Raw genomic sequence first — 23,581 nt, forward strand, 5'->3', positions numbered from 1 at the left:
GACTTCCTAGAAAATTTTCGATGTCAAATAGCATTGCTCCCTCTTGCAATTCCAGTCAATCTATTAATAAACTTTCTTCAGATTGAGGATAATGATTATTTTCTTTCAATCTAATTGCAGTTTCATCAGAATTCCAAATTACTTGGAAATCATCCTCTGTTTTGCATCTTCTCGTGGAATTATTGGAAATTGAGCCGATTTCTTTTTCCAGTATCCAATAATGTCTAAAAACAGCATGATGACAGTCCATATAACATGTCTCGTCAATTGCGATAGATTTTTTCCCACTAGGAGAAACAAAGTCAGTTCTACATCCTGCTCCAAAAATAAAAATTACTACAAACAATTGAAAAATAAATAAAGTTAAGGGCATTATCCCCAAGAATTGAGGTATAGACAATACGAATTTTAACCACCGAGACAAATTTGATTTAAAAATTAGGATAACTGCTGTAATAGAAATAATTAGGACTAAAATCGTCAAGAAAAAACTACTAAATGCTCCTCCTCTGAGTGAATATTTAGTATTTCCCGATAACCAAATCAAGGAAATCAAGGATATAAAACCGAATATAGATAGTATGTATATGTAGAAAGTGAGACGATTTATAGGAAAAATATTGATATTCTTTTGAGTATTCATATAGAAAATTTTCGTGAAAATATATAAAAAATCCAGAAAACCAAGTTGAAGATATTAGCTATCATCAAATATAATTCTGATAATAGTCACAGTTTTTTGGTAGTCAAACCAGAAGGAAGCAATGCCTAAATCGTTGAAATCTGGGGCGTTTACGCCATATTAAAGCAATGATGAATACTCGATAAAGAGGAAAATAGTAGTAGTTTATGACTTCAAACGATTCGCAGTGAGGAAAACGATCGCAATCCCCAGCGTATAAGCAACCAAATCTCGCCAGTCGAAAGTAGATCCAATTGTTAAATGAGCTAGATGGGAGTTTCGCCAGCCTAAAATATCAATGAGATTAAGAAACTGAAGCAACTCAATCAAGTAGGCAAAGATAAGAGTTCCAATAGTAACCTTCCGTAGTGGAATTGCAATAAAAGCATGAACAAAGTAAGCAATCACCATGACAATTAAAACGTCGCCCAGTAACGGTCTAATCCAATCATCTCGGAAGAAGAGGGCAATTATCACAACTATTGCAAATAGAATCGCAAACAGGGTGAAAGAGGTAGGATTAAATCTCAACCACTTGAGATTAGAAAATTGTTTAGGCACGATTGATTTCCTGGTTTTGATTCGCCAGGATTGTAACATTGTTCTTTAAAATTGGACTAAATTGATGAATCCAATTAGTGAATTAGTGTGGCAAAGTCTGCTGAGTGGCGACATACAGTTAGCAGATTTGATTTGTAGTCTATTGCGATCGCAATTAGTGACAGTTGCGATTCCCTTTGATAAAAGCAGTTTTAGGGATTGCACTGCATTTAACCCCTGGAGAACCAAATCCACTATATTGATCGAAACTTCCTTGAACCTGCAAATCTGGGGGAAGCTTGGCAATGCTAGTTTTGTACAAGAAAAGGTTTCCGTCAACCACCATTGCATTGGGCAGTTCTTCAATGTACGTACCGCTAATAGTTAGGTTGCCTTTGACGGTTAGTTGATTGGGCAGTCGTTTGAGATTGCCTTCCAGGGTAACGTTACGATTTATGATGCAGCGTCCTTCTTGCTCGATCGCGCCAAATTTTTTCAGGCTTCCACAAGGTGCGGGGGTAGCCGGTTGCAGCAGATAAATTCCAAACACCACCAAGGGAAATATGAAAAGCAGCGATGCGACCGGGGAGCCGCTACGCGATCGCCATCTTAGTTTTGGGAACATTTGAGCTAATAAATCCTAATTTAGGTTAACTTAATATCTTGCACATTTACGTATACATACAGCAAAATCGAAAATCTGGGCGATATAGCTACAGTATTTTTGTTTGCTTTTAACGATAAATTAATACTTTTAGCTTTATGCTGAGTATTTAATCTCACCATTTTTTGGGTGGAAGATGTGAGGAGTATGTCACTGGAAAATCCAAGTCCTTTAGCGATCGCGTAGCGGCTCCTACGGAGCATCGCACTCACCCTTTGGAGTATTGGGTTGGTGTCTGAGCAGAACCTCATCGCTTGGGCTGATGCTCAGATTCTGGCGATTGAAAAGCCTGCTGATGATTTACTGGAAATTGCCACTAAAGGTGCGAAAGTATGCATCAAACAAGGGTTGATTGAAACGCTTCCAATTGCCCTTGGCTACTCAGAGGAATTTTTTATTCGAGCTTATTTGTTGGATATCGAATGCGATGGCTCAACAAAATCCTTCATCGCTTGGGTTGCTCACAACTGCTGTGGGAGTACGGAAATACCTGAAGCTGTACTAGGGTATCATCTAGAACATTTATACTGTGATCGTGAGGATGTTGATGCGGCGATCGCACTGCTACGGGTTGAACTTCCAAAAATCATGCCTCGTTGTGAATCCTTTGCTACTATGTTTTTGGAGCAAGTCTCTGGGTTAGAGCTATGCATTTAACCGCCCATCAAACTGCAATGATTGAAGTTGCTAGGGAGATTCGTTTCGCGTTGGATCGCTTGAAATACCTCGATCCGCAGGGAATATGTTTGACAATAGACTTAAATCCACCGCTTGGCTCAATGGCGATTCTACAAGCATTGGAAATTCAGCTACCATTCGCCTATGCTGCTTTTTTGCTAGAGGTGGGAAATGGAGGGTGTTGGGATTGTGCCGAGCGCGACTGCTGGATGACAATTGATGAAATCATGCAGCATAATTGTGCTGAGTTATGGCATCAGTCACCGCCTGATTTCGTTCGTCAATTTCTGGCAACAGGAAAGCAATCTGATGCAGTCGAGTTACCCTATCTCCTGAAAATTAACGCCCTTCCAGGACTATTACGAATTGGGTTGTATCCTCCCGAACAAGACACTTACGGGTTATTTCTGACACAAGAAGGACATGAAGTAAAAATTCAAATCTGCTTACAACCGTTGTTGACCTATGTTGTGATGGAACGCTATGCGCCGAAGCAATGGTTACAAATGCATCTCAATTTTTTAAATAATGAGATTTATGAAATTGAAAAATCGATCTCAATCTTGAATTCTCAGCAAAGTCCATATCTTCTTTTCCAAAAATATTTAATGGGTTTGTCCGAGGCTAGGTTGAAGCAGTTTATTGAAAATTGTCCCGCAATTCCTTTAGAAAGAAAACGAAATTTGCTAGATGAGATATGGTAGACCTAGTAAAACCATTATAGTACTTTCTGTATAATATATCTAACAATTATTATTAGAAACAATTTGATTATATGAACCGCAAACAATTATACTGGGCAAAAGACTATACTTATGAAGCTAGACAAAAAAAGATTGGTTGGCTAAATGAAATAATTGAGTCACTACATGAGCAACCAGAATTAGGAAAATATGAAGACGATGAAGACTCAGAAGAGCTATTTACCCAGGAAACTATCACAGTTGCTCAACGTTTAATGAAATTAGTTATCCAAGAGGAGCCGAATAAACAGGATATTCGTGAATTATATATATTGCTGAAAATTTATGAACATATTCGTAACTCCGCTTGGTACGATATTTGTAAATATGTGGAAAAGTGGCATTGGGTAGTAAATAGTTGGGAAACATTTCAGAATGTAATTGAATTAGATATCTGGCATGGTTGTGAGTATCAACGTTATTCAATTAAAGAACCATTAATTGCTGAGGGTAAATTTACTATAGGTAACTCTTATATCGGTCAGCCCGCTCATATTGCATTCAAATTAGAACAGAATTTAGAGAACAATCAGATTAAAATTATTTGGCAAATTCCAAATGAGACAGATATTATTGACGAATATATTTCAGAGTCGATCGAAGGAATTATCGATGGGCTGATTAAATATTCTCATCTAGAAAATAAAGCTTTTTCATCCCTAAAAATTACTGTCTTTAATGGCAGTTATCACGAATCTATCTGTAGTTGCTTTGATTATCGTATGGCTGCTCGTATCGCTTGGAGGAATGCTTTAGAAAATGCTGAATTCATACCTCTTTAATGGTTAAGGTTGGAGAAATTCAAGCATTTAATCATTATTACAGCATTTTTCACCTATTTGAACCAGTTGCTGGATGAGAGATAAGCATGGAAAAACCTTTGTTCTAATTGATGGGTATACACTAGCGATCGCACAAAGCGATTCAGGTGTGTTATTCTCTGGTCGCCACAGTCGCAAAGCTATAACCCGATATGACGATTCGCTCCTAATTCAGTTTTTGGCGCGTCATGCCCATCATGATACTTTTTGGCAGTGCTTTCAGGCGCGTGAAATGTACGAGAATGAGGATAATCGCTTCTTTGTCAGGAATTGCCAGCAGTTGATTCGCTATCCCAGTTGGAAATTACCGCAAGTTTATCAAAATTGGGCGATTTGGGAACTGATCGATCAGCTGTTTCAAAAGCATGGCGAGTCTTACAATGAACCGATTTGTTTATGGCATCCGGGAAGTTACTATCCGATGTATGGTATTCCCTATGACACTGCATTGAAGGTGATACAGGTTGCGCGGAATTGGAGGAATCTGCAAGAAATTGAGGGAATTGAACTGCTCAATGAAACCCAGTGGAATTTACGCTTTGCATCTGCTGTGAGTCCTACTCACTCTTTACTAATTCCCCAGATTTTATCTGAGATTGAGGAAGCTGCTAGTATATATCTACTATTTTTTGAAGAAAAAGCACGCTTATATACACCCAATCAGGTTGCTGCAATTAGATATGAACTGCTGCATCAGATGGCTATCGCCAACCTACTCAACCGTGAAATCTCAGCAGAAATTCTTGCTCGTCTAGTTGCTTATCCAAATCTGCAACGCTGCGTCATTCAAGCTGAAAAGCTATGGCGCTATTTAAATGCTGCTTCTGTGAGCCAAGAAAAAAATAGTTTGTGTTTAGATTGGATGTTTTTTGATCCACCACTACCTCAACCTGACTTTCATCAGCTTTGCTTACAGCATTTTCAAAAAGCAAAATTGCAGTACCCGTATACGATTCCCTTTGAAGGCGATGGGAAGCAGTATCGACTCGTGACAGGAAATGTGTATCCCAATGCGATCGCCTTGTTAACGGTTTTAGAAATTACAATGACGATAAATGCAAATGCCTTATTTACCAACGTGAATGAGCCGACGTACCTAGAGTTAGTTGTCTGGGCTTCGCTGGAATCCTGCTTACCTCCCGTCGAAGATTGGGAAATGTCTGTTGATTGGAGAGGAAGAGAAGATGAGTTGCTCACTTTAGGAACAGATCCTTCCTTGCCTAAAGCTGAGTTTTTCTTGAACTGTTTAGCATCTCACCTGGCAAGACTCTGGCAAAATGGGGAGCGAACGGCGTTGAAACAAGGATTGCTCCCTTTGCAAAGTTATTTCCCTAAAGAAACCTACTTTCTCTACTGTCGAGGTCAGATGCTACTATCCGGGGAACTCCGATTTCACTATGGGGAATGGTTTGATGGGGGATTCCTCCGGCTTTTTCGGGCAGAACAAGGGGAGTCTTAACAATTCAAAATTCAAAATTAATGGCGATGGCTAGGAGGGCAAGGTGTATGGATTGCAAAGCACTAATTTACGACGCGGTAAGGAAACAGGCGATCGCACCAATATACCCCCATTCTTTGGTGAAGTGGGATATTTCCCAACAACCCCGGATAATTGAACAAATCGAGTTACCCTATGATTTTGAATCAGTACCAAGTATTGTTTTGTTACCGGATGGGGAAAGGTTTGCTGTGGCTCCTTCTGAGGTTACGCCAGAATTTGGGATTGAGATTCTTCGCTGGGATGATTTGTCCGTTTTGCAACGAGTTGACTTACCCCATGCACCCTATGAGGAGAATTCCCAGGAGGATGAGTATTATGGACATGGTAAATGTACTCATATTTCCTGGTTAGGATTAACACCTTGCCAGGGCTATTTATTGGTTGGTGAGGGTTGGGGAGATATTTATCTAGTTAATTTAGAAAGCGGTGAGCAGATTCGTTGGTTGCGTCGTTGGCGAGATTATAATGCTGCTTTTGCCATCGATCCACAAATGCAGTTTCTCATTGTTAATTCTGTAGACATGGATGAGTCCCATCAGTTTTACAGAATTGACAGTATGCTTGAGGATAAATTAACCTATTTGGGGGAATATTCAGGTGGTGTGCGTTGTCATCGTGGCAACTTGAGTTTTAGCCCAGATGGTCAGCGTCTGGCTTATACTGCATATCGATATCAAGGTGTTGATTTATTAAGTTTTCAGCTTGAACGCTCGATATTAAGCACTTTATCCCCGCAAACGCAGGAACCACTCAATGAAATATGGAAAAAATGGGAAAAATCGTCACAATATCGGGAGAAAATGTGGGGTCAATTCTTTCGGTTGTACCATGACCATGATGGATTAAATCCTTGGCAAAGTAATATCGTTTGGCTGGGTAACAACAGGTTATTGTGTGGTGTAGGGCAAATTCTGGCAGTGCTGTCAGCTCAGACAGGGGAAATAATCAAAACCTATGACGTAGATGCAGTAGTTAATACTTTGGTGTTTGATTACACATCTTTCCAAGCTATTGTTGCCACCAAGCAAGGGATAAAGGTGGTTGCGATCGCCTAATCAATGTAGCGGGAAAACCCATGATAACAAGTGAAGACATAACTGGCGGTGATTGAGATGGGTGTTTTCGAGGTGAGTAAATGTGGGAAGTTCAATATCTGAATGCAGAGTTACTCGATCTCAAACTTTGGGGCGAAGGCTGTCGCCTGTATCAGATTCGCCAAATGGGTGATGATGAGATTTGCTTGATTCAAAGGGATGATAACTGGCAAGTCGTTTACACCGAGCGTGGTGCGGTTCAACAACTGCTGTTTGAATTTACCGATGAGGCGGAAGCTTGTGAGTTTATGTATCAGGAGATTAAGAGAATCAAGCATCCCCATCTTGTGGGATTATTTCCCACTGATGATGAGGCAGAGCAATTGTGTCAGGTGTTGACTCAGTTACAAATTCAATTCTCTCACGACCCGCAAGGAAGGGTGAGAGTATACGATCAAGACATTTTTACAGTGGAGCGTCACTTTGGTTGCCAATTACCCCTGCGAAAATGGTTGACTGTTCCCGAACGAATTCACGTTACCCTCGCTCGATTGCGAAAATTCGATCCATACAATCGCTATGCCCAAATCACGACTAATCCGCCAATTGCTTCTGAAGCAAAGTTGAGCGCGTTAGAAGCACAACATGGAATTAAACTGCCTGAAGTTTACAGAACATTTTTGCTAGAAGTCTGCAATGGTGGCAATTGGGAACGGCTAGGAAATTACTGGTCGGCTGAGGAAGTTATGGCAAACAATTCTGCCCAAGTATGGAATCAGCCTTTACCTGAGTTCCTCGCAAAGTTGAAAGCAGCAAAATCGAGGGATTGGCTCAAAAATCCAGGAAATCAGCAATATCCAGGGTTGTTACGAATTGTCGATGGGGATAATCCTGTGCGGGATTTGTTTCTCACCCAGGAAGGATACGAGGTGGAAATTCAGGGGGATTGGATTCGTTTTTGTGAGTTTTCCCCAGAACAATGGCTCAAGGATTTTCTAGATGATATTCAATATGGGTTATCTACAATTGAAGGATTACTAGATTTTCTTCGCTCTGGGGAATTAATTCGAGATTATCCATACTTTCATTCTGTGAATTTTGCCAGACTCCTTGCAGAAACCATCGGAATCGATATCTCTCCTGAACTCACAAATGAGCAAGTGAAGATGAGCAGTGAAATAGATTATAAAATCAACCAATGGCGAATTAAGAATATGGGTAAGATGCGGTACAACTTTGGGTTTAATGCAGAGCAAACTGAGATGCGAATTCAACGAATTTTAGAAAGGTTGGAGTACATATATAATATATTGTATCCCTAAATGACCCATCATCTGGATCTATTTTTCCAGTGTGAGTGTGCTAGACCTGGCGTTTGCTGATTTTTAATTTTTTAATCTGAAAATTTAATTAACCTTTACAGACTTACAACCTAATCTTCATCGGCTAATTTAAAAATGTGAAAATTGCGCGAAAATAATTATTTTTATGCAGTTATAGCCACAGTCATATAATTTACGTACAACTACCCATGTTATATTTATTTTTCTAGAGTAAGAAATAAATATACATAAAAATGTTGATGAAAATAGGTTTATAAAAGCTATGAAAAAAATACTTTTATTAGCGATGTTGTCTGCTATCCCAAGCATTATTTTTTCCAGTCCCTCTTGGGCTTCTGTTTATATCCAATATTCCAATAAGGACTCGGACAAACATGTAATGAAAGTCCAGATGGATGGTTCAACGAAAGAAGTTACATTCAATGGTCGTACGACTGGAGCCGCAACGATACAAGGTAGCGGTAAAGCTGCTGTTATTGAAACATCTTGTGGAAAAGTCGAAGTCACAGATGACTCTAAAATCGAAATCAAAGACGGCTGTATCAAAGTATTATAAGTAAATTAAACCCGATCTATGACGAAACCTGGAGCTTTTTTAACGATTGAAATGCGTCATTTCGACATCAGGTAGACGTTATTCTAATCAATCGTTAAAACTCCATTAATTATCCAAAATCATATTTATATGATGTCGTATCTGTTGTCTGAAATACATGGATTATACGTTCTATTCTCTCGCTCATAAAAGCTAAATCTTCTTGTTCTAAAGTATAAGAATGTAAACAAATCAATTCTTCTACAATTTTAGGAACATCTTCTGCTGAGACGACATTTAAATACCCGTCATGAAAATGACTGATTAATTGTAAACCAAGAGACTTACAAGCCGGCAACCAAAATTGATAAAATATTTCCCTAGTTGCAACAGGAATCACCTCATAATTCCCGGTATTAATTTGGAGAATTCCCATCTCTATTGTCATCTCATTATGTCGTAATATTTCAGACTCAAATCTATTGAAAATTATATAATTACTGCGTTGGTTGCCAAATACAGCAGATTTCGTGATTATGAGGTACAAATTATCATCATGAAACTCTTGTGGGGTGGCATATTGCCCGCCCAAAGCGTACATCATTACACCGGAAAGTGCTGTATATTCAAGAATTATGCAGGCTGGATTACATACATCATATTAAGAGCCATAATTACATTTACTATCGCTAAACTGAGCAAATTCACTCTGATATTTTTCAGGACTATATAACGGTGCTGCTTGCTGTGTTGTAATTTTTTTCAAGCAGATTAAGCGATAAATTTCCAATCTACCATATGTACTAATTGGATTGGCTCCATTTTCTTGAGCTTTACCTTCAATTGCTACTTTTTTGTACCAAAACAAAGCCTTTTCTATATCTATTGGAGTACCCAAACCTTGCTCGTACATCTGACCAATTTTTTGCCAAACAAAGGCATTATCACTATTAATGAGAACCGCTAAGGCTTCTGTGTAACGTTTGGCTTCGTAGAGCGCATCACCATATTTGTGTATTACCCAGTTATTATTAGGAGTTAATATATATATTTGGCGTAGAGATTCAAGATAATTCCCAGCATTTTTTGGGATTGTTCGCAAGTTGATGAATTTTACACTTGGGTCGCTAAAAGCAACAAATTCCATCAGGGTTTCGGACAATAATTTTCCAGAAGATGTTTCCTTGGCTTTATGCAGCCATTTGCTAGCTTCATTTTCATCTTTTTGTAAACCCATCAATCCAGAAAAATAGGCTCTGTAGAGAAAATATGCAGCAGGTGCATAATCAAGCTCGGCTGATTTGTGATACCATTTCAAAGCTGATTGGCGATCGCTCTGTTTTTTAATGCCAAATTCTTCCAAATTGTAGGTTTTTGCCAGCCAGTAACAAGCAACTGCATCATTTCGATCGGCTAAGGGTTGTAGCCGTTTGCGGAGAGCGATCGCTTTTTGGTGGTTAAATTTACCAAATTCAAAAATCTGATTAAATTCGGTAATTTCTGCTGGTGAAATTTGAGTTTTTAAGGGATATTTTTCTGATTGAAGTTCTACTTTATAAGTTGTTTTGGCATCAATATATCCAGATTTACCGTTAATTTTCACCTTCCATAACTGGGGTAATGAATTTTCCTTTGCAGACTTAACTGTGATAGAAGATATTGATTGATGAGTATCACTAGATATAGATGGAGTTGAAAACAATGTTATTCCAGTTATCGCTACTAGCAAAATCAAGGTATGGTGAATATGAGATTTCATATTTGTGACTGAATAGGTAGTAATGTCAATTATCCATAACTCAAAACTAGCTTAATTGTCATCCCTAAAAATCATCGGATACACGAAACCAATACCAATCACCGTACAAGTAAAATACTTGGTAATTAGCAGTACCAAATGGACTTCCTTCACTATTCGGTTGATGGACAAAACCATAGGATATGGTATCAGGACTTAGACCATCACCACCCCAGAAGACACGAAAATATACACCACCACGAGAATCCATAGCGTATTCATCAACTTCATATAAACCGAGTTTGCGGTTTAATTTGATATTTCTTTTTGCAGAAATAGGAAGTTGTACCCGAACTTGTTCAAACGCCGATTGCGATATCATAAATGCTAAACGACGCGGTATATAGAACTTGAGCAGGACATAACAAACTAAAACTATCCCTGCAATGATAGCAACTTCTCTGCAGGGTACAAAAGTTTGCGAGGGAAGCTTAATACTTTTCAAATTCTGTTTTCCTAAAGTTCTCAATCCCCATAAGAGAATTACTAGTACTGCAAATATTGGCACACAAACAATTGACACCAGCATAACTGGAAAAAAGAAACTATTTAATGCACCAGGGTAAATACTGATAATTAGAATTGCGACACCAATCAACAAGGTTATACATATTGCTATTTTGCCAAGTATTTTTATCTGAAGATTATCCATAGTTAATTGAAGATTTTCATCCTAGCAAGCGTTGCATTATTGCGATAATTTTCCTGAGTTGTGATGCGATTACTTTGGTTTGGGTTCCCAGTTAAAATCATGAGGACAATCGCATTCTTGAGCTTGGTTGCAGTTAATTACCATCATGCTAAAGCAAAAATTTAGGAAAGTCCCGTTGTCAAATTTTACTTGTAAATTGCCTGGACTACGAAAACCAGCACCATGATAACCAACAATTTGATACTTAGAGCTTAAGTTTGAGCCATTAAATAAATATGCTTTAGGGCTGAAGCTATTGTCACCCTTTAAATCATTTAAACAAAAGGCTTTTGTGATATATCTTTGTGCAATAATTTCTGCTTCTTTTGCAGATGGATCACCAATTGCACTGATAAAAGTGTCGGATATATTGGTGATTTTATTAGCTTGAGTACAGTCAACTATATAGGTTATGGGAAAAGCAATACGTAGTAAATGATATGTCAAACCTAGTGATAGAATTATAATAATTGAGATTTGAATAAGTTTTTTCATTGATGCCAAGGGATAGTGCTGTCCTAACTTTGTGTTGCTGATAGATAAAGTTTGTTCACGAAGTGCTACAGATGATGGTAAGCAAGCTGAATTGTGTATATCCTTCCAAAGAAGACTCTTACAACATCTGGGGTGTATCTGAAACATCCAAACTTACCAATTTATAACGCTTTTTATCAAAATTTAAAGTAATTGCCTCTTGCTTACTCGGATCGTAAATTAAAGTTTTGCAGTTCATTTTGGAAGAAATTCGCCAGTTTTTAAGTTAATTTTAATCGCAGATGCTGTTGGATTTCGGTTTGCTTCCAAGGGAATCGTTACCCACTCACCAACGCGGTCTGGTGAACCAAAAAGACAATCACAATTAAACTTTGTAATTACAAAAGGAGTAAAACCAAGTCTAAATTTTAATTCCCCGTGGTATGTGTCACATCCCGTAGAAGTATCTGGTGGAGAACATGTATAATTGTATAAATATACTGTTGTAGGATAGTCTTTAGATGCCACAGTTTCAATAGTTGGGGCATCAAATCCAGACGATATCAAAACGATAAATGAGACAAACAAAAATAGCACACTCGATAATAATAAATATAGAAAAATAAAAATTAGCTTTTTTGTCAATGGTAAATCTTGAGGCTTTTTAAATAATAAAAAACCAAAAATAAAACTTAGTAACAATATAGTTATAGAGAATAGAAATTTAGCACTCTCCAAAGTTGGAATGGTTGGTAAAAATAGAATTCCGATACCCAGAAATGGGGTAGTCAGAAAAACCAGAAGTTTGAAATTTCGATGATACATTTTCTTGCATTTACTAAAATTATTGGCATAACAGCCACCGCCCTCGTGTCCACTGTAAACTATGGTTAGGTTGCTAACTGCCATGTTTTTTCGACTGACTCACCATGAAAACTAAGCCAGAAGCAACAATTTGATAAGGAATGAGCAAAACTGCCCCAATAATAGCTTTCAAAGTCCACCCAATACCCATTATCGATCGATAAAGTTTTATTGCTTCGTCTCTGAATTCTGGAGCAATATTTCTGAGTCGGTCTTCGTCTGACCAGCCATTAAAATCAAAACCCAGATAATCAAGCCGCATCTCGGCATATAAATCTGGTAAATATGCCAACAAAGTAACTAGAAGTACGCACGTCATCAAAGATAGAAAACTGCTTAATAGCAAACTAGTCACATAACCCTTCCGCCTTAACAGAAAGGGCATTGCAAATGGCGTTATTACCATTATTGCCAGAATCAAAAAATAAACTGCCGAAACTATGTACTGCATTTTTACCTAACTATTTATTACACAGGCGACAATCACATCATTAATTTTATTCACCAATACAAAATAACCACACTTAAACAAGGCTTAGGATTGATGGTAATTTGTAACTCAGTATTTATCCTCAGTTCCACTGAAGTAATAAAACGGCAAGTTTGTCCGAATCACTAACTCTACTAGCATTACACCCAGTGGTTCATATTCGTAGTAATATCTAACTTGACTATTGGTTCCAGGCAATGGTGGTTGAGCACAGTCTGCATCAGGAGAACCGCAAGTTACCTTCACAGGTATAAGTAAAATTCCTATTCCTAATATAAGTATCAATTGTTTCATTGTGACCGTTTACTAGTATTGCTTTTAATGTGTTCAAAATTACTATACATATTCTGCTCGCATAGTTTTATATGGATAATGTTTAAGTCGCTCGCCTGTAAAAATTGGTTATTTTCAGATGGTAGTAGACAGAGCAGTAGTTTCAGTGGTGCAGGGGGGAGAACGGTAGTGTAGAGATACATTTTCTTAGCTCTTAAACATCTCCTGTCTACTGGTTCATCAATCCTTAGTATCTACAATTATGTGCGACTTTGACAAAGGCTTCATTTTATGCACTTGCGAGGACAAAGAAAAACTCATTGTGCATAACAAAAATTCGAGGCGATACAAACAGGAGCAAGCAACGACTCCCAAGGTGTATCGATGGTATTTATCTACATTTAAAAGATATAGAAGCGACGACGAGCCGCTGATGGAAGGGCTATACGAACTTCCTGCGGCGGATATAGGCAAAGGACTAACGGACGATTGGGTTTTGCTCAATCTCAATTACAGAAATTGCTTTGATGTTGACTATACACCCCAAGAGGGCGATAACCTTGTCATCCAAGATGCTCATAAGGAATGGGTTTATCTATCTTTTATTTTCCAAAATGGAAACTGGGAAAGAGGACATTACAATCCATTTGATACTATCCAAACTTTGAGCATGAACGGAGAAGTAAAACAAGTAGGTTCCCATTGACGGAGAACGGTAATGTGGAGATATATTTTCTTTCTCCTCATAAGGTTTCTGCAATTCTAGCCAGAACCTTATACCAGTATTGGTTCTAAAGTATCACCTATACTTAATGTATAATTTATTTCTGGATAATTAAAATTGACAACTTCATTCTCTTGCTTTTTTAACTTATAAAAAGCCTCTCTTTCTTCATCATTTGCCACTCTTAGTAAGTTACCATTAGTTAAAAATGGCAATCCATTTTTGAATTTTATAAATGTCTTTGATTTTTGATAGGTAAGCCCTAACCATCGATTTGTGCCAAACTTTGTAATCTCATTTTTGGAAATATCTAAAATAATTTTATGTACAAATTCGCGATTGGTTTTTAATGAGAATAATATTAAAGAGTTGTTTGGTAAGCTTATTTCAAATTCCTCTGAAGTAGCCTTACTCTTTATTTTTAATTTTCTTAAAGCATTGGTTGATAAGTTCGATGCATTTTCATAACAAGAAAAAAGAGCAATGAATGAATCATCCTCTAAGTCCATATCCAAATCAGAGTGATAACCCATCTTATAATATTCTCTATCATAGACTTCAATTAATGCATTATTAAACTCAAAGGGCTTTATTTTTGTCTCTTGTTGAATTTGTTTATTTAATTTTTCTATGATGGTATTATGTATTTGAGTAAAATGAGATGCTGGGTTTTTGTAATTAGTGGTTTTTCTAACAATTGGAATTCCCCGCTCTTCACTTTTAACTAATACACCACCTTTTCTTCCTTTGTTAATATCTTCAAGTTCAATTAAATTAGTTAGTAGCTCAAATATATTGTCATCAATGTCCAGTCTAAAAACATAAAAATCTTTTGTCTTCATAGATTTTATTTATTTTATTAGTATATAGGTCTTTGATAATCTCCTAGATTCATACTGAAATCAACTTTTCCATAATCTACCATTTTTTCAGTACAGTTTTCTTCATAGTAAGTTTCTTTCAAATCTTGTTGTTTAGATTCTGTTATTGCTTCTAATTTAATTAAATCTTTATTTTCTATAATATAAGTTTGATTATTAAAATACACCGCTTCTACATTTGAACAACGAGCCACATAACCTAGTCTAGTAGGTATTTTGTCACTATTCAAAATAGAAGGTTTTACTTCATGAGTATAATATCTATTAGTAGACAATGGAATGATAAATACAGAATTTGGATATAAGACAACTGTAAATTCTTTTTCTAGATTTGTATCTATAATTGTTGATTTTAATTTAAAATGCAGTGCTGCTAATCCGCTTATATTTTTGTTGCACCAATCGTATCTATCTTTAATTGAAGGTTTTAGATGTTGAAAACCCTCTCGATCGTAAAATGTACAAAACGCAATCAATGCTTCTTTTGGCATATCTTTAGTTTTGTCAGAGTGTGCTTTTATTTTTGCTTTACTTTTTTTAAGAGTTAATTCATCTCTGCTTTTATTTTCGTAAACCTGAGCTAGTACGTGATTTAGTTTTATTTTTCGCTCAAAGACATCTTCTGCTGCATGGTTTATTGCATTCATTATTTTGTAATCTGTAGCGCGAAAGTTATCAGTAGGTCCAGTAAAATTACTAGAACATCTTAAAAGTCTGAAGTAAAGTCTTTCTTTTTCTACATATTCACTATTTATTTCTTTAGTTACTTCCGTAAGATATATACCTTTTCTCAAGGCGATTCCAGGCTTATTAGATTCTGTTAATTCTTGAAAAGTATGTTCAGTTTTTATCATATTGAAGTAATCTGTGTCATCATTAAATAATTGTCTATAATAAACGCCAGCTTGACTTATAATGATAGGTACCTGACCAATCTTAATCATTTTTAAACTTGGGTTATTTAGCATTTCATAGTTAAAAGACAATTCTTTTATAATGTATATATTTAAGCAAGTATTACTTAAACTACTAATATCACCGCAAGCAAATAATTTGTTTATCTGTAAATTCATGTTGATATCAGATAAACTTTTGATAACTGTACCACAAAAGTTTTTAAGTAAATAATTTAATTCATGATTAGCCTCTGTATTATTTGATAAATCTAATAGAAATAATTTTGTTTTAGAAATTTTATTTTCAGTATTATTCATTTTCATCATAATTTCTGCAATATTCTGTTAAACATTACAAACGGTCTATCTTGCAATCTTGCATTCCACGACAATCTTAACGCGAGTAATTTGCGAGCAAATCCCCGTCTGCGAAATTGCGAGAATGTAAATAGAGCAATTACAAGTTGCTCTGCGATGCTCCTGCGGAACCCGCAACGAATCATCTGCTGGCTTTTCATACCTCCGCAACTTTTCACCAAGTATTACAATAAGTAGTATGTTAATGCTACACTAAATTTATTCGATTGAACTTGAGTTATGCGAACAATTGTAGTTGGCGATATTCATGGTTGCTATACAGAACTGCTTCAACTATTAGCCAAAGCAGAAATTACAAAGGAAGATTGTTTAGTCTCCTTGGGGGATATTGTCGATCGCGGTGCTGATTCAGTCAAGGTGTATGATTTTCTCAAAAATCGCCCCAACACTATTGTATTAATGGGTAATCACGAACGCAAACATCTCAGGCAAACTCTTTCCTACTCCCAGCCCGAATTTCTCACGTATGGTTAGCGGGTGTGGAGAGTGTGGGGAGTGTGGGGGGAAAGATTTTTTCACCATTCTCCCACCCCTCCCAACCTGGATTTCTCTCTTGTGAGAAATCCAGGCCAGGAAATTGTCAAATTACAATTTGGCGACAGCTATGACGAATTTTTAGAATGGATTAGCCATCTACCCTATTATCACGAAATCGAATCGGCAATTTTAGTTCATGCTGCGGTGGAAGATGGTATACCCATCGAGAAACAAAGGGAAGAGGTTTTATGTGGTTGCACTGCGGGTGAAAAGCATCTGGCAAAGCACTATGGAGATACCTTTTGGAGTCAGTTATATACAGGTGTTAAGCCAGTAATTTTTGGTCATCGCGTTGTTGGAGATAATCCCCTCATAGTTCCCCAAAAAACCTACGGTATTGATACTGGAGCCTGTCATGGTGGGACATTGACAGCCATAATTTTACCTAGTTTTGAAATTGTTCAAGTACAAGCAGGTGAACTACCTACACTGATGCTTCGCATACAGTGTAGGCTTCCTGTCCAACAGAAAGCGCAGTAGTGGATTTCTTGCGTCCTCCCTTACTACGACTTACATCTGGGCGACAGGCTTTATCCCCCGTTCCAGAGGTCAAAATTCGTGAGCCACTGCGTTGGACGGGTTCCCCGGCTTGAAGCAAGTGGCGTAGACCCTCATCTCTGAGGTTAATGCTTGCGTTCACATCCCTGTCGTGCCTAGTTTGGCAATTGTCACAAGTCCAAAATCTTACATCAAGTGGCAAACTACCAACTTGATTAAGACAAACATGACAGGTTTTTGAACTGGGAAAAAATCTATCAACTTCAAGATAAATCTTCCCTTCCATTTCTGCCTTGTATTTCAACATGGTACAGAACATTCCCCATCCAACTTGATGTATAGACTTGGCTAGTTTATGATTCTGCATCATGCCCTTAACATTAAGATTTTCAAGCACTATAACTTGGTTTTCGTTGACTATCCTACGAGATAGCTTGTGCAGAAAATCCTCACGGCAGTTAGTTATTTTTCTATGAACTCTAGCAACTTTATTTCTGGCTTTAATACGGTTATTAGAACCCTTCTGCTTTCTAGATAACTGCTGCTGTTTAAGTTTTAAATTCTTCTCATGTTTGCTGAGTATTCTAGGATTATCAAACTTAGAACCATCACTAGTAACTGCAAAGTGAGTTAATCCCAAGTCAATACCTATCGCTTTGCCTTCTGTATTTGCAGAAGGTTTGTCTTTACCATCATCAAAAAGAATAGCCGCAAAGTATTGATTAGAACAGTTTTTAGATATGGCTACAGTCTTAACTTTTCCCTCAATAGGTCTATGAATCATCGCTGTGACATCTCCTATTTTTGGGAGACTCACAGAATTATCAGTAATTTTGACATTTTGAGGATATTGTATTGACTGTTTACCATGTTTTGATTTGAATCTAGGATATTTAGCCCGTTTCTCAAAAAAATTATTAAAAGCTACTCCAAGATTCAAGCAAACTTGTTGCAAGCATTGTGAGTAAGTTAGCGATAACCACTCATATTCTTTTTTTAACTGGGGAATTATCTTTTTAACTTCGTATCCAGATAACCCCTTACCAGTCTCCTTGTATGTCTGGTTCATCAAGTTCAGGCAATAATTCCATAACCAACGACAACTACCAAAAGCTTGTGCTAGTGACTGCTGCTGTTGGGTGTCTGGATATAACCTGACTTTGACGACTCTTAACATATTAGAGTAAACAACGTTTGCTATAAAAAAGCATAACATAGAAATTGCTAGTTTCCTCCATATCTTCCTCCCTTGCCTATCGGCATCGGTCGGAAGATTGTCATCAATTAGCCTGCCATTCATCTCATCATCTCCCTACCCTTCGGGAACACTTCGTGAACGGGTAGGTGAGAGGCTTCTGTCAGTTCAAGCTAAAGACTTTAATAGGAGGGATGAAAACGCCAGTCGCAATATTTGTGCAGTCGGGGCATCGACTGTTGGGTTAGGTGATGTAAGTCGGTATGAAACTGCGATTGCTGTTTGAGCCTAGAATCCCCCGAATTGAATTCGGGGGAGTATGTCAAAGAGTAGTAGGAACGTCACTGTTAAGTAGTGATTTAGAACTGTTCACTAATAACTAATAACTGTTGAGAACTAAGTATAAACTTGTCGTTTCAAGAATATAACTGCCATATTTTCTAAATCTCCTGCTAATTTTGGCTTCTAGATTATTCACTTTTTAGAGTTAACACCAACTAATGGCAAGCAAAGAAATTCAAGTCAAAGAGTACACAGTCAGAGCGCACAAACGTCAGATACACACGCGCACATTCAACTTCGTCTGTAAGCAATGCGATCAATCAACTTCTCGTGAGACGTATGGCCCACGCCCTTTATACTGCGAAACCTGTCGTCCTCCAGGGCCTCCTAAAAAGTCTGCTGTAGCTGCACCTGCTAAGAAGGGTAAGCCCAGGGCTAAGATTTATCGGAGTGATGTTGATTTTCAGAAGTCTTCTTGAGCGATCGCTGCCGCAGCAAATAAAATGCTTCTGGATGAGATCACCAGAAGCATTCAGTATATTTTACTTGCCAATTGAATTATATATAGAACAATCGTACTATCAAACAGGTGTTTTGTTAACCCGTAGTGATCGCCTACTCAATTTTCCAGCCATCGAACAAGTTGGGCTGATCTACACCGTACTGTCTTTGCACTAAACGCCGCAGTTCTGCTACAGAATTAGCCGACTTCATCAGAATCAAAATTGATGTGATATGTGGCGACAATCTCTGTTTCGTTGTCTCCTCAAGCAACTGATGAATTTTGTGCTTTCTGCGTCCATTGGGTAATACAGGGTTGACTTGATCAAGTTTGGCTTTTTCCTCTGGTGTCATCCAATGGATAGGGATGAAAACGCAGCCAGGATCATCCTTAGTCGAGGATTGGGTACGGTAGGGCATACCGGAACCTTTGCGCTAGACGCAAGCAACGCTTGGGGAGATGTAACCTCTACTCTTGTTGGTGAAAGCCTGTATGAGCAAGTTATGTCTTAGATCCAAGAATCCCCGTGCGTTCACGCCGAGGAGTGTCAAATTAGAAGAATTAGAAAGGCTCAAAGTAACTTTCACCCAGTATTTGCTGAACCAGACATTTGACTGGCAAAGTGTGATCGTTTTTCTCAAGGCTTATAAAGCTTAATTTCTTATAAACATGTCGGATTTTAAAATTCGACATTTTATTTGATGTAGAGATTGATATTTGCTAAAACTTAAAATCAATCAAACAAAGAATGAATGTATGATATTTGCCTAAAGACGTGAACGTTAAGGCAATTATTTTGACATACTCCCCAGCCTAAAGGCGTGGGGATTCTAGGCTCAAACAGCAATTGCAGTTTCAAACCGGCTTATATCGCCTAACCCGATGGTTGATGCCCCAACCATAAGAATATTAACTGCGGCGTTTTCATCCCTGCCATTAACTGACTGACAACCCGAACAACGCCATTCTCTAACTGATAATTCAATACTTTCTAAAACATATCCACAGCAAGAGCAAGTCTTAGTGCTGGGATACCATTGGTCGATGAAAACAACCCTCTTTTTCTTCTTTTTGGCAACCCATTCTAGTATTTGTAGAAACTCTCCAAACGCCAAATCAGAGATTTTTCTCCCCCAAAGACGCTGCATTCCTTTGAGGTTTAGTGTTTCAAAACATAACACATCAAATTTATCAGTCAAATGATGTGCCAACTTCCAAAACCAATCAAGCCGACGATGAGAAACATCTTCGTATCGACGTACTAAATTCTTTCTAGCTCGTTCACGATTAGATGAGCCTTTCAACTTTTGGGAATGCTGCCTGCTGGCTATTTTGATGGCGTTGAGTGACTGCTTAAAAAATTGGGGTGACTCAATTGTTGTACCATCTGAGCAAGTAAGGAATGTCCGCAATCCGAAATCGAAACCAGCGATTTTACCCGTCTTGACTTCAATTTCTGATTTGTTGCCTTCATCAACCACCACAACCATAAATAATTCACCTAATACTGTGCGTTTAATGGTTAAAGTTTTGACTGTTCCTTCTATGTCTCTCGATTTCCAAAATTGATATACTCGCTGACCTATTTTCACCCTGTTGCTACCTAAAAATTTATAGCCTGCTTGTTTAAGGGTGAATGATTTGTATTTTTTAACTTTCTTAAATCCTGGTGGTCTAACTCCTTTTTTGTTATGTTTAAAAAACAATTGGTAAGCTTTCTCGATGCGTTGACAGATATCTTGTACTGCTTGAGAGCCTACTGATTGCCAGAAAGGATTACGTTTTCTTAATTTGGCAATATGAGACTGAAGTTTGGCACAACTCAAATGCTTGCCCCACCTTCTGTAGTAGCGTTTATGTAGAGCAATACAATGATTGTAGATGACCCCAGCAGCATTAATCATGCGCTTGAGATGTCTATTTTTTTGTGTTGATATAGCTTAAACTTCATTGTTTTCATATTATTATTTTGCCAAAAATATGGAGATAAAAACTTAGATTATTCCTAAATTAAGCAAAGTCGCCCTTGAAGGGCAAGGCTTTAGACCCATGTTTTTGGTAAATCAATCCCATAGTTATGTATGGCGAGGTTTTTGATGGCACAAGTAGTTATTGCGGTTTTGGCGAATGCTGGTGGTGTCGGTAAAAGTACTTTATCTGTACATCTAGCTTATGAAGTTAGTAAGCGTAAACACAAGGTAGCATTGCTAGATTTAGATCCACAGAGATCGCTTGATGTTTTTTGTGGTTTAGAAGCAGCCGAAGCAGAAAACACAATGGTCAAAGTTTTAGCAAAAGATTTTAAAGGCGACTGGGTTTTAGAATCAGCATGGGATGAGGCAAGAATAGAAGTTTGTCAAGGACATCCATTACTAGCCGATACAGGCAATGATCTAGTAATTCGTAAACGAGGAGAATATACTTTAGCGGATAGGCTGCACAAGTATCCGTTACATCATGACTTGGTAATTATAGATTGTCCAGCTACTTTGGGAATGCTGAATGTAAATGCTTTAGCAGCCGCCACTCATCTTTTAGTGCCGATACAGCTTGAAATGAAGGCGATTTCAGGTGCCGCAGAGTTAGTTGAATGGTGTATCAATACATCTGAAGAACTACAGTTAGATCCTAAGCCTTCTATCATGGGTTTCGTGCCAAGTATGTATGATGAGGCGATAGCAATGCACAGGCAGTACTACTCACAACTGCCAGCAATTGCAGAACAATTAAATGTTAAATTGTATCCAAAAATTCGTAGTTCTAATGAGTTTAAAAATGCCAGCGCACATGGATTACCTCTGCATAAATATCGAAATAAACATCCAGCTTGTAAAGATTTTAAGCAAATTGCAGATGATGTGGTTGAATTAATCAAAAGTAAGTGAGGAACTTCTATGCCGAAAGCACTACCACAAATAGGGGAAAAATTCAAAGGGGCAGTTCAAAAAACCGAGCAAGAAAAAAAAATTGCTCAATTGCAAGCAGAAGTAGAACAGCTAAGAATCAAGCAAGCTCCTGAACTTGAGAACGAGTTACAGTTATTGCGAGAAAAACTGCGGAATCATTCTGGAGAAGTGGAAATTGATCTGGAATTAATTGATCCTAATCCCAATCAACCAAGACAAACAATTACTGTAGAATCAATTCAAGCAAAAGCACGACTATTAAAAAAACACGGGCAGATTACTCCTATCATTCTTGTAGCCCAAAAAAATGGGCGTTACATACTGCTTGATGGGCAACTGCGTACTGAAGGGGCAAAGCTATTAGGATGGAAGTCTATCCGGGCTGTTATTGTTCCAATGCCCAAAGATTTAACACAATCATCTCTCATTACTTTTCTCGGATTTGAAGACTTAAACCCCTTAGACAAAGCTGAAGCTATTGTTCAAGAACTAAATAAAGCAACAGAATTGGATTTAGAAGAAATTTCTACAGTACTAGCAACTGTGCTTAAACGTATAGAACGTGATGGGAAGAGTAAAGAGTTGACAAAATTAGTTGCTTTGGACTTAGAGCAACAAAAGTTAGGATTAGAAACTTTAAATGTAATAGGTGAAGAACAAAGTTTGTTTTTAGGATTGTTAGAGTTAGGATTGAACCCTGCTTCAGTAAAATCTAATCTTTTACCGATGCTGTTCCTACCTGATGATTTAAAAAAGGCAATTCGCTATAACGGATTGAAAGGGGCGCACGCTTTGGCACTGGCAACTTTATCTGCAAAAGCTTTAGACATATCTGAAGAAAAGGCTCAAAAAGAACGAACTAAAATCACAGAAAAAGTTTTAGCAGAAAATCTTACAGTACCAGAAACACGCGAACTTATTAAGCAAGTTAAAGCTAAATACTTAACAACAACAAAATCAGAATCCAAAGAAGTCAAATCTATAATTCAAAAAATCAGTAATTTATCAGAAACATCATTAATTCAGGCAAGTACTGAGCAGCTTCAAGAACTAAAAATAATTTTGCAAAAAAAATTAGCTGAAATAGAGAACCTAAGCCAGCATCAAGCTTAACAGTGTAGAGATAGAGTGATTGCTCAATTTGTGGATGAAGAAACGTGCCAATAACTTTTAGAAGGAGTGATTGATCGCTCAAAGTCTCTCGTTAAGCGAAATTAGTTGCTAAATCCAAGTAATAGATCAGCAGTCAAAAACAGACTCAGCGATATCATTAAAAGTAGATAGCAGCAATCCCTTCACTGTGGAAGGGATGATAGTACTATCGAACTTAAGAATAAATTGGCAGACATAGCCACCCATTAATAATGCCAAAGTTAACCTGTTTAACTGCACAGCTAACTGTACTAACAGCCCTGACCCTGACAAGTTGTAGCACCACGAGTGTTGAGCAGTACGAAGCGACAGCACTTACCAGTTATATCTGGCAAGTAAAGTATGCCAATAACTTAACTAATGCACCCCAACCGCGAATTGAAAGCTTTGGCACTGCATCAGTACTCAATCGGAATGGATTGAAACCAGCAGGAGCAGTTATCGGCCCGGACGATCAAGGACTATGGTGGCCAATTGTGCCACTACGCCCAAGCATTGA

The 23,581-nt window shown here is 37.7% G+C and carries 28 protein-coding genes and 4 pseudogenes; 16 read left to right on the forward strand and 16 right to left on the reverse strand.

Features of this window, described 5'->3' with window-relative positions; genetic code table 11:
- Positions 1-55: 55 nt before the first annotated feature.
- The 4 genes from H6G77_RS30500 to H6G77_RS30515 all read right to left on the reverse strand — a co-directional run bounded on the left by H6G77_RS30500 (position 56) and on the right by H6G77_RS30515 (position 2,089).
- A complete protein-coding gene (locus H6G77_RS30500; RefSeq protein WP_242048750.1) occupies positions 56-643 on the reverse strand; it encodes a hypothetical protein in 588 nt (195 codons plus the stop codon).
- A gap of 204 nt (positions 644-847) precedes the next feature.
- Positions 848-1,243 (reverse strand): DUF2809 domain-containing protein, encoded by a 396-nt coding sequence (locus H6G77_RS30505; RefSeq protein ID WP_313934721.1) that lies wholly within the window; start codon positions 1,241-1,243, stop codon positions 848-850.
- Positions 1,244-1,397: 154 nt separating this feature from the next.
- A complete protein-coding gene (locus H6G77_RS30510) occupies positions 1,398-1,847 on the reverse strand; it encodes a hypothetical protein (protein ID WP_190595121.1) in 450 nt (149 codons plus the stop codon).
- A 20-nt stretch (positions 1,848-1,867) separates the two neighbouring features.
- Positions 1,868-2,089 carry a hypothetical protein gene (locus H6G77_RS30515; protein ID WP_190595127.1) on the reverse strand — a complete coding sequence of 74 codons (222 nt, stop codon included), beginning with the start codon at positions 2,087-2,089 and terminating at the stop codon, positions 1,868-1,870.
- Positions 2,090-2,117: 28 nt separating this feature from the next.
- Between H6G77_RS30515 and H6G77_RS30520 the strand changes: the two genes are divergently transcribed.
- From H6G77_RS30520 to H6G77_RS30550, 7 genes are all read left to right on the forward strand, one after another.
- Entirely contained in the window at positions 2,118-2,543 is a 426-nt protein-coding gene (locus tag H6G77_RS30520) for a hypothetical protein (RefSeq protein WP_313934720.1), read from the forward strand.
- A 17-nt stretch (positions 2,544-2,560) separates the two neighbouring features.
- The gene (locus tag H6G77_RS30525; protein WP_242048746.1) at positions 2,561-3,268 is read left to right on the forward strand and encodes a hypothetical protein; all 708 of its coding nucleotides are present in this window, start codon (positions 2,561-2,563) and stop codon (positions 3,266-3,268) included.
- A 71-nt stretch (positions 3,269-3,339) separates the two neighbouring features.
- Positions 3,340-4,089: a hypothetical protein gene (locus H6G77_RS30530; protein ID WP_190595119.1), complete on the forward strand. Its 750-nt coding sequence runs from the start codon at positions 3,340-3,342 to the stop codon at positions 4,087-4,089.
- 73 nt (positions 4,090-4,162) lie between these two features.
- Positions 4,163-5,587 carry a hypothetical protein gene (locus H6G77_RS30535; protein ID WP_190595118.1) on the forward strand — a complete coding sequence of 475 codons (1,425 nt, stop codon included), beginning with the start codon at positions 4,163-4,165 and terminating at the stop codon, positions 5,585-5,587.
- 47 nt (positions 5,588-5,634) lie between these two features.
- Positions 5,635-6,684 (forward strand): WD40 repeat domain-containing protein, encoded by a 1,050-nt coding sequence (locus H6G77_RS30540; RefSeq protein ID WP_190677850.1) that lies wholly within the window; start codon positions 5,635-5,637, stop codon positions 6,682-6,684.
- 80 nt (positions 6,685-6,764) lie between these two features.
- Positions 6,765-7,985: an SMI1/KNR4 family protein gene (locus H6G77_RS30545; protein WP_190595117.1), complete on the forward strand. Its 1,221-nt coding sequence runs from the start codon at positions 6,765-6,767 to the stop codon at positions 7,983-7,985.
- 283 nt (positions 7,986-8,268) lie between these two features.
- Positions 8,269-8,562: a hypothetical protein gene (locus H6G77_RS30550; RefSeq protein ID WP_190873556.1), complete on the forward strand. Its 294-nt coding sequence runs from the start codon at positions 8,269-8,271 to the stop codon at positions 8,560-8,562.
- A gap of 109 nt (positions 8,563-8,671) precedes the next feature.
- Here the strand turns inward: H6G77_RS30550 and H6G77_RS30555 are convergent, their stop codons facing one another.
- From H6G77_RS30555 to H6G77_RS30585, 7 genes are all read right to left on the reverse strand, one after another.
- On the reverse strand, positions 8,672-9,145 hold the full coding sequence (locus H6G77_RS30555) for a hypothetical protein (RefSeq protein ID WP_242049355.1): 474 nt from the start codon (positions 9,143-9,145) through the stop codon (positions 8,672-8,674).
- A gap of 57 nt (positions 9,146-9,202) precedes the next feature.
- Positions 9,203-10,300, reverse strand: coding sequence for a tetratricopeptide repeat protein (locus H6G77_RS30560; RefSeq protein ID WP_190661459.1), 1,098 nt, complete (start codon positions 10,298-10,300; stop codon positions 9,203-9,205).
- Positions 10,301-10,364: 64 nt separating this feature from the next.
- Positions 10,365-10,991 carry a hypothetical protein gene (locus tag H6G77_RS30565; RefSeq protein WP_190595115.1) on the reverse strand — a complete coding sequence of 209 codons (627 nt, stop codon included), beginning with the start codon at positions 10,989-10,991 and terminating at the stop codon, positions 10,365-10,367.
- A 69-nt stretch (positions 10,992-11,060) separates the two neighbouring features.
- A complete protein-coding gene (locus H6G77_RS30570) occupies positions 11,061-11,525 on the reverse strand; it encodes a hypothetical protein (protein WP_190873557.1) in 465 nt (154 codons plus the stop codon).
- Positions 11,526-11,759: 234 nt separating this feature from the next.
- On the reverse strand, positions 11,760-12,413 hold the full coding sequence (locus H6G77_RS30575) for a hypothetical protein (protein ID WP_242049356.1): 654 nt from the start codon (positions 12,411-12,413) through the stop codon (positions 11,760-11,762).
- Entirely contained in the window at positions 12,403-12,723 is a 321-nt protein-coding gene (locus H6G77_RS30580; RefSeq protein WP_242049357.1) for a hypothetical protein, read from the reverse strand. The genes H6G77_RS30575 and H6G77_RS30580 overlap by 11 nt, the downstream gene beginning before the upstream one ends.
- Positions 12,724-12,927: 204 nt before the next feature.
- Positions 12,928-13,152 (reverse strand): hypothetical protein, encoded by a 225-nt coding sequence (locus H6G77_RS30585; protein ID WP_190595235.1) that lies wholly within the window; start codon positions 13,150-13,152, stop codon positions 12,928-12,930.
- Positions 13,153-13,564: 412 nt separating this feature from the next.
- Here H6G77_RS30585 and H6G77_RS35990 point away from each other — a divergent pair, with 412 nt between their 5' ends.
- Positions 13,565-13,837, forward strand: a complete 273-nt coding sequence (locus H6G77_RS35990; RefSeq protein ID WP_242048785.1) for a hypothetical protein — start codon at positions 13,565-13,567, stop codon at positions 13,835-13,837.
- Positions 13,838-13,905: 68 nt separating this feature from the next.
- Here H6G77_RS35990 and H6G77_RS30595 read toward each other — a convergent pair whose 3' ends face one another.
- Together H6G77_RS30595 and H6G77_RS30600 are read right to left on the reverse strand one after the other, a co-directional pair.
- On the reverse strand, positions 13,906-14,697 hold the full coding sequence (locus tag H6G77_RS30595) for an alpha-ketoglutarate-dependent dioxygenase AlkB (RefSeq protein ID WP_190595237.1): 792 nt from the start codon (positions 14,695-14,697) through the stop codon (positions 13,906-13,908).
- A gap of 17 nt (positions 14,698-14,714) precedes the next feature.
- Positions 14,715-15,950 carry a hypothetical protein gene (locus tag H6G77_RS30600; protein ID WP_199331703.1) on the reverse strand — a complete coding sequence of 412 codons (1,236 nt, stop codon included), beginning with the start codon at positions 15,948-15,950 and terminating at the stop codon, positions 14,715-14,717.
- 279 nt (positions 15,951-16,229) lie between these two features.
- Between H6G77_RS30600 and H6G77_RS30605 the strand changes: the two genes are divergently transcribed.
- Together H6G77_RS30605 and H6G77_RS30610 are read left to right on the forward strand one after the other, a co-directional pair.
- Complete coding sequence (locus H6G77_RS30605) at positions 16,230-16,484, forward strand: metallophosphoesterase (protein WP_242048782.1); 255 nt, start codon at positions 16,230-16,232, stop codon at positions 16,482-16,484.
- An 81-nt stretch (positions 16,485-16,565) separates the two neighbouring features.
- Entirely contained in the window at positions 16,566-17,027 is a 462-nt protein-coding gene (locus H6G77_RS30610; protein WP_242049358.1) for a hypothetical protein, read from the forward strand.
- Here the strand turns inward: H6G77_RS30610 and H6G77_RS30615 are convergent.
- The gene (locus tag H6G77_RS30615; protein ID WP_190595242.1) at positions 16,972-18,222 is read right to left on the reverse strand and encodes an RNA-guided endonuclease TnpB family protein; all 1,251 of its coding nucleotides are present in this window, start codon (positions 18,220-18,222) and stop codon (positions 16,972-16,974) included. The two genes, H6G77_RS30610 and H6G77_RS30615, sit on opposite strands and share 56 nt — an antisense overlap.
- A 202-nt stretch (positions 18,223-18,424) precedes the next feature.
- Here H6G77_RS30615 and H6G77_RS30620 point away from each other — a divergent pair.
- Positions 18,425-18,526, forward strand: a pseudogene (locus H6G77_RS30620) (RNA-guided endonuclease TnpB family protein); the annotation flags it as partial.
- A 214-nt stretch (positions 18,527-18,740) separates the two neighbouring features.
- Entirely contained in the window at positions 18,741-19,001 is a 261-nt protein-coding gene (locus H6G77_RS30625; protein ID WP_190595238.1) for a hypothetical protein, read from the forward strand.
- 136 nt (positions 19,002-19,137) lie between these two features.
- Here the strand turns inward: H6G77_RS30625 and H6G77_RS30630 are convergent, their stop codons facing one another.
- Entirely contained in the window at positions 19,138-19,443 is a 306-nt protein-coding gene (locus H6G77_RS30630; protein ID WP_190595239.1) for a hypothetical protein, read from the reverse strand.
- On the opposite strand from H6G77_RS30630, the pseudogene H6G77_RS35995 reads away from it, so the two are divergent.
- Positions 19,381-19,536 (forward strand): annotated as a pseudogene (locus H6G77_RS35995) (RNA-guided endonuclease TnpB family protein); the annotation flags it as partial. The gene H6G77_RS30630 and the pseudogene H6G77_RS35995 overlap by 63 nt on opposite strands.
- A gap of 324 nt (positions 19,537-19,860) precedes the next feature.
- On the opposite strand, the pseudogene H6G77_RS30635 reads toward H6G77_RS35995, so the two are convergent.
- Positions 19,861-20,984, reverse strand: a pseudogene (locus tag H6G77_RS30635) (RNA-guided endonuclease InsQ/TnpB family protein).
- Between the two features lie 136 nt (positions 20,985-21,120).
- Here H6G77_RS30635 and H6G77_RS30640 point away from each other — a divergent pair.
- From H6G77_RS30640 to H6G77_RS30650, 3 genes and pseudogenes are all read left to right on the forward strand, one after another.
- Entirely contained in the window at positions 21,121-21,909 is a 789-nt protein-coding gene (locus H6G77_RS30640; protein WP_190595331.1) for a ParA family protein, read from the forward strand.
- A 189-nt stretch (positions 21,910-22,098) separates the two neighbouring features.
- Positions 22,099-23,043, forward strand: coding sequence for a ParB/RepB/Spo0J family partition protein (locus tag H6G77_RS30645; protein WP_313934727.1), 945 nt, complete (start codon positions 22,099-22,101; stop codon positions 23,041-23,043).
- A 251-nt stretch (positions 23,044-23,294) separates the two neighbouring features.
- Positions 23,295-23,581 (forward strand): annotated as a pseudogene (locus H6G77_RS30650) (hypothetical protein); the annotation flags it as partial.

It is taken from the genome of Aulosira sp. FACHB-615, assembly GCF_014698045.1.
GTDB lineage: Bacteria > Cyanobacteriota > Cyanobacteriia > Cyanobacteriales > Nostocaceae > Nostoc_B.

What these genes read in the sequence shown, in the direction of transcription:
- H6G77_RS30500 (WP_242048750.1), bottom strand. Translation starts at nt 643, where the DNA reads ATGAATACTCAAAAGAATATCAATATTTTTCCTATAAATCGTCTCACT.
- H6G77_RS30510 (WP_190595121.1), bottom strand. Translation starts at nt 1,847, where the DNA reads ATGTTCCCAAAACTAAGATGGCGATCGCGTAGCGGCTCCCCGGTCGCA.
- H6G77_RS30515 (WP_190595127.1), bottom strand. Translation starts at nt 2,089, where the DNA reads ATGCTCCGTAGGAGCCGCTACGCGATCGCTAAAGGACTTGGATTTTCC.
- H6G77_RS30525 (WP_242048746.1), top strand. Translation starts at nt 2,561, where the DNA reads ATGATTGAAGTTGCTAGGGAGATTCGTTTCGCGTTGGATCGCTTGAAA.
- H6G77_RS30530 (WP_190595119.1), top strand. Translation starts at nt 3,340, where the DNA reads ATGAACCGCAAACAATTATACTGGGCAAAAGACTATACTTATGAAGCT.
- H6G77_RS30535 (WP_190595118.1), top strand. Translation starts at nt 4,163, where the DNA reads ATGAGAGATAAGCATGGAAAAACCTTTGTTCTAATTGATGGGTATACA.
- H6G77_RS30540 (WP_190677850.1), top strand. Translation starts at nt 5,635, where the DNA reads ATGGATTGCAAAGCACTAATTTACGACGCGGTAAGGAAACAGGCGATC.
- H6G77_RS30545 (WP_190595117.1), top strand. Translation starts at nt 6,765, where the DNA reads ATGTGGGAAGTTCAATATCTGAATGCAGAGTTACTCGATCTCAAACTT.
- H6G77_RS30550 (WP_190873556.1), top strand. Translation starts at nt 8,269, where the DNA reads ATGAAAAAAATACTTTTATTAGCGATGTTGTCTGCTATCCCAAGCATT.
- H6G77_RS30555 (WP_242049355.1), bottom strand. Translation starts at nt 9,145, where the DNA reads ATGATGTACGCTTTGGGCGGGCAATATGCCACCCCACAAGAGTTTCAT.
- H6G77_RS30560 (WP_190661459.1), bottom strand. Translation starts at nt 10,300, where the DNA reads ATGAAATCTCATATTCACCATACCTTGATTTTGCTAGTAGCGATAACT.
- H6G77_RS30565 (WP_190595115.1), bottom strand. Translation starts at nt 10,991, where the DNA reads ATGGATAATCTTCAGATAAAAATACTTGGCAAAATAGCAATATGTATA.
- H6G77_RS30570 (WP_190873557.1), bottom strand. Translation starts at nt 11,525, where the DNA reads ATGAAAAAACTTATTCAAATCTCAATTATTATAATTCTATCACTAGGT.
- H6G77_RS30575 (WP_242049356.1), bottom strand. Translation starts at nt 12,413, where the DNA reads ATGGCAGTTAGCAACCTAACCATAGTTTACAGTGGACACGAGGGCGGT.
- H6G77_RS30585 (WP_190595235.1), bottom strand. Translation starts at nt 13,152, where the DNA reads ATGAAACAATTGATACTTATATTAGGAATAGGAATTTTACTTATACCT.
- H6G77_RS35990 (WP_242048785.1), top strand. Translation starts at nt 13,565, where the DNA reads ATGGAAGGGCTATACGAACTTCCTGCGGCGGATATAGGCAAAGGACTA.
- H6G77_RS30595 (WP_190595237.1), bottom strand. Translation starts at nt 14,697, where the DNA reads ATGAAGACAAAAGATTTTTATGTTTTTAGACTGGACATTGATGACAAT.
- H6G77_RS30600 (WP_199331703.1), bottom strand. Translation starts at nt 15,950, where the DNA reads ATGAATAATACTGAAAATAAAATTTCTAAAACAAAATTATTTCTATTA.
- H6G77_RS30605 (WP_242048782.1), top strand. Translation starts at nt 16,230, where the DNA reads ATGCGAACAATTGTAGTTGGCGATATTCATGGTTGCTATACAGAACTG.
- H6G77_RS30615 (WP_190595242.1), bottom strand. Translation starts at nt 18,222, where the DNA reads ATGTTAAGAGTCGTCAAAGTCAGGTTATATCCAGACACCCAACAGCAG.
- H6G77_RS30625 (WP_190595238.1), top strand. Translation starts at nt 18,741, where the DNA reads ATGGCAAGCAAAGAAATTCAAGTCAAAGAGTACACAGTCAGAGCGCAC.
- H6G77_RS30630 (WP_190595239.1), bottom strand. Translation starts at nt 19,443, where the DNA reads ATGCCCTACCGTACCCAATCCTCGACTAAGGATGATCCTGGCTGCGTT.
- H6G77_RS30640 (WP_190595331.1), top strand. Translation starts at nt 21,121, where the DNA reads ATGGCACAAGTAGTTATTGCGGTTTTGGCGAATGCTGGTGGTGTCGGT.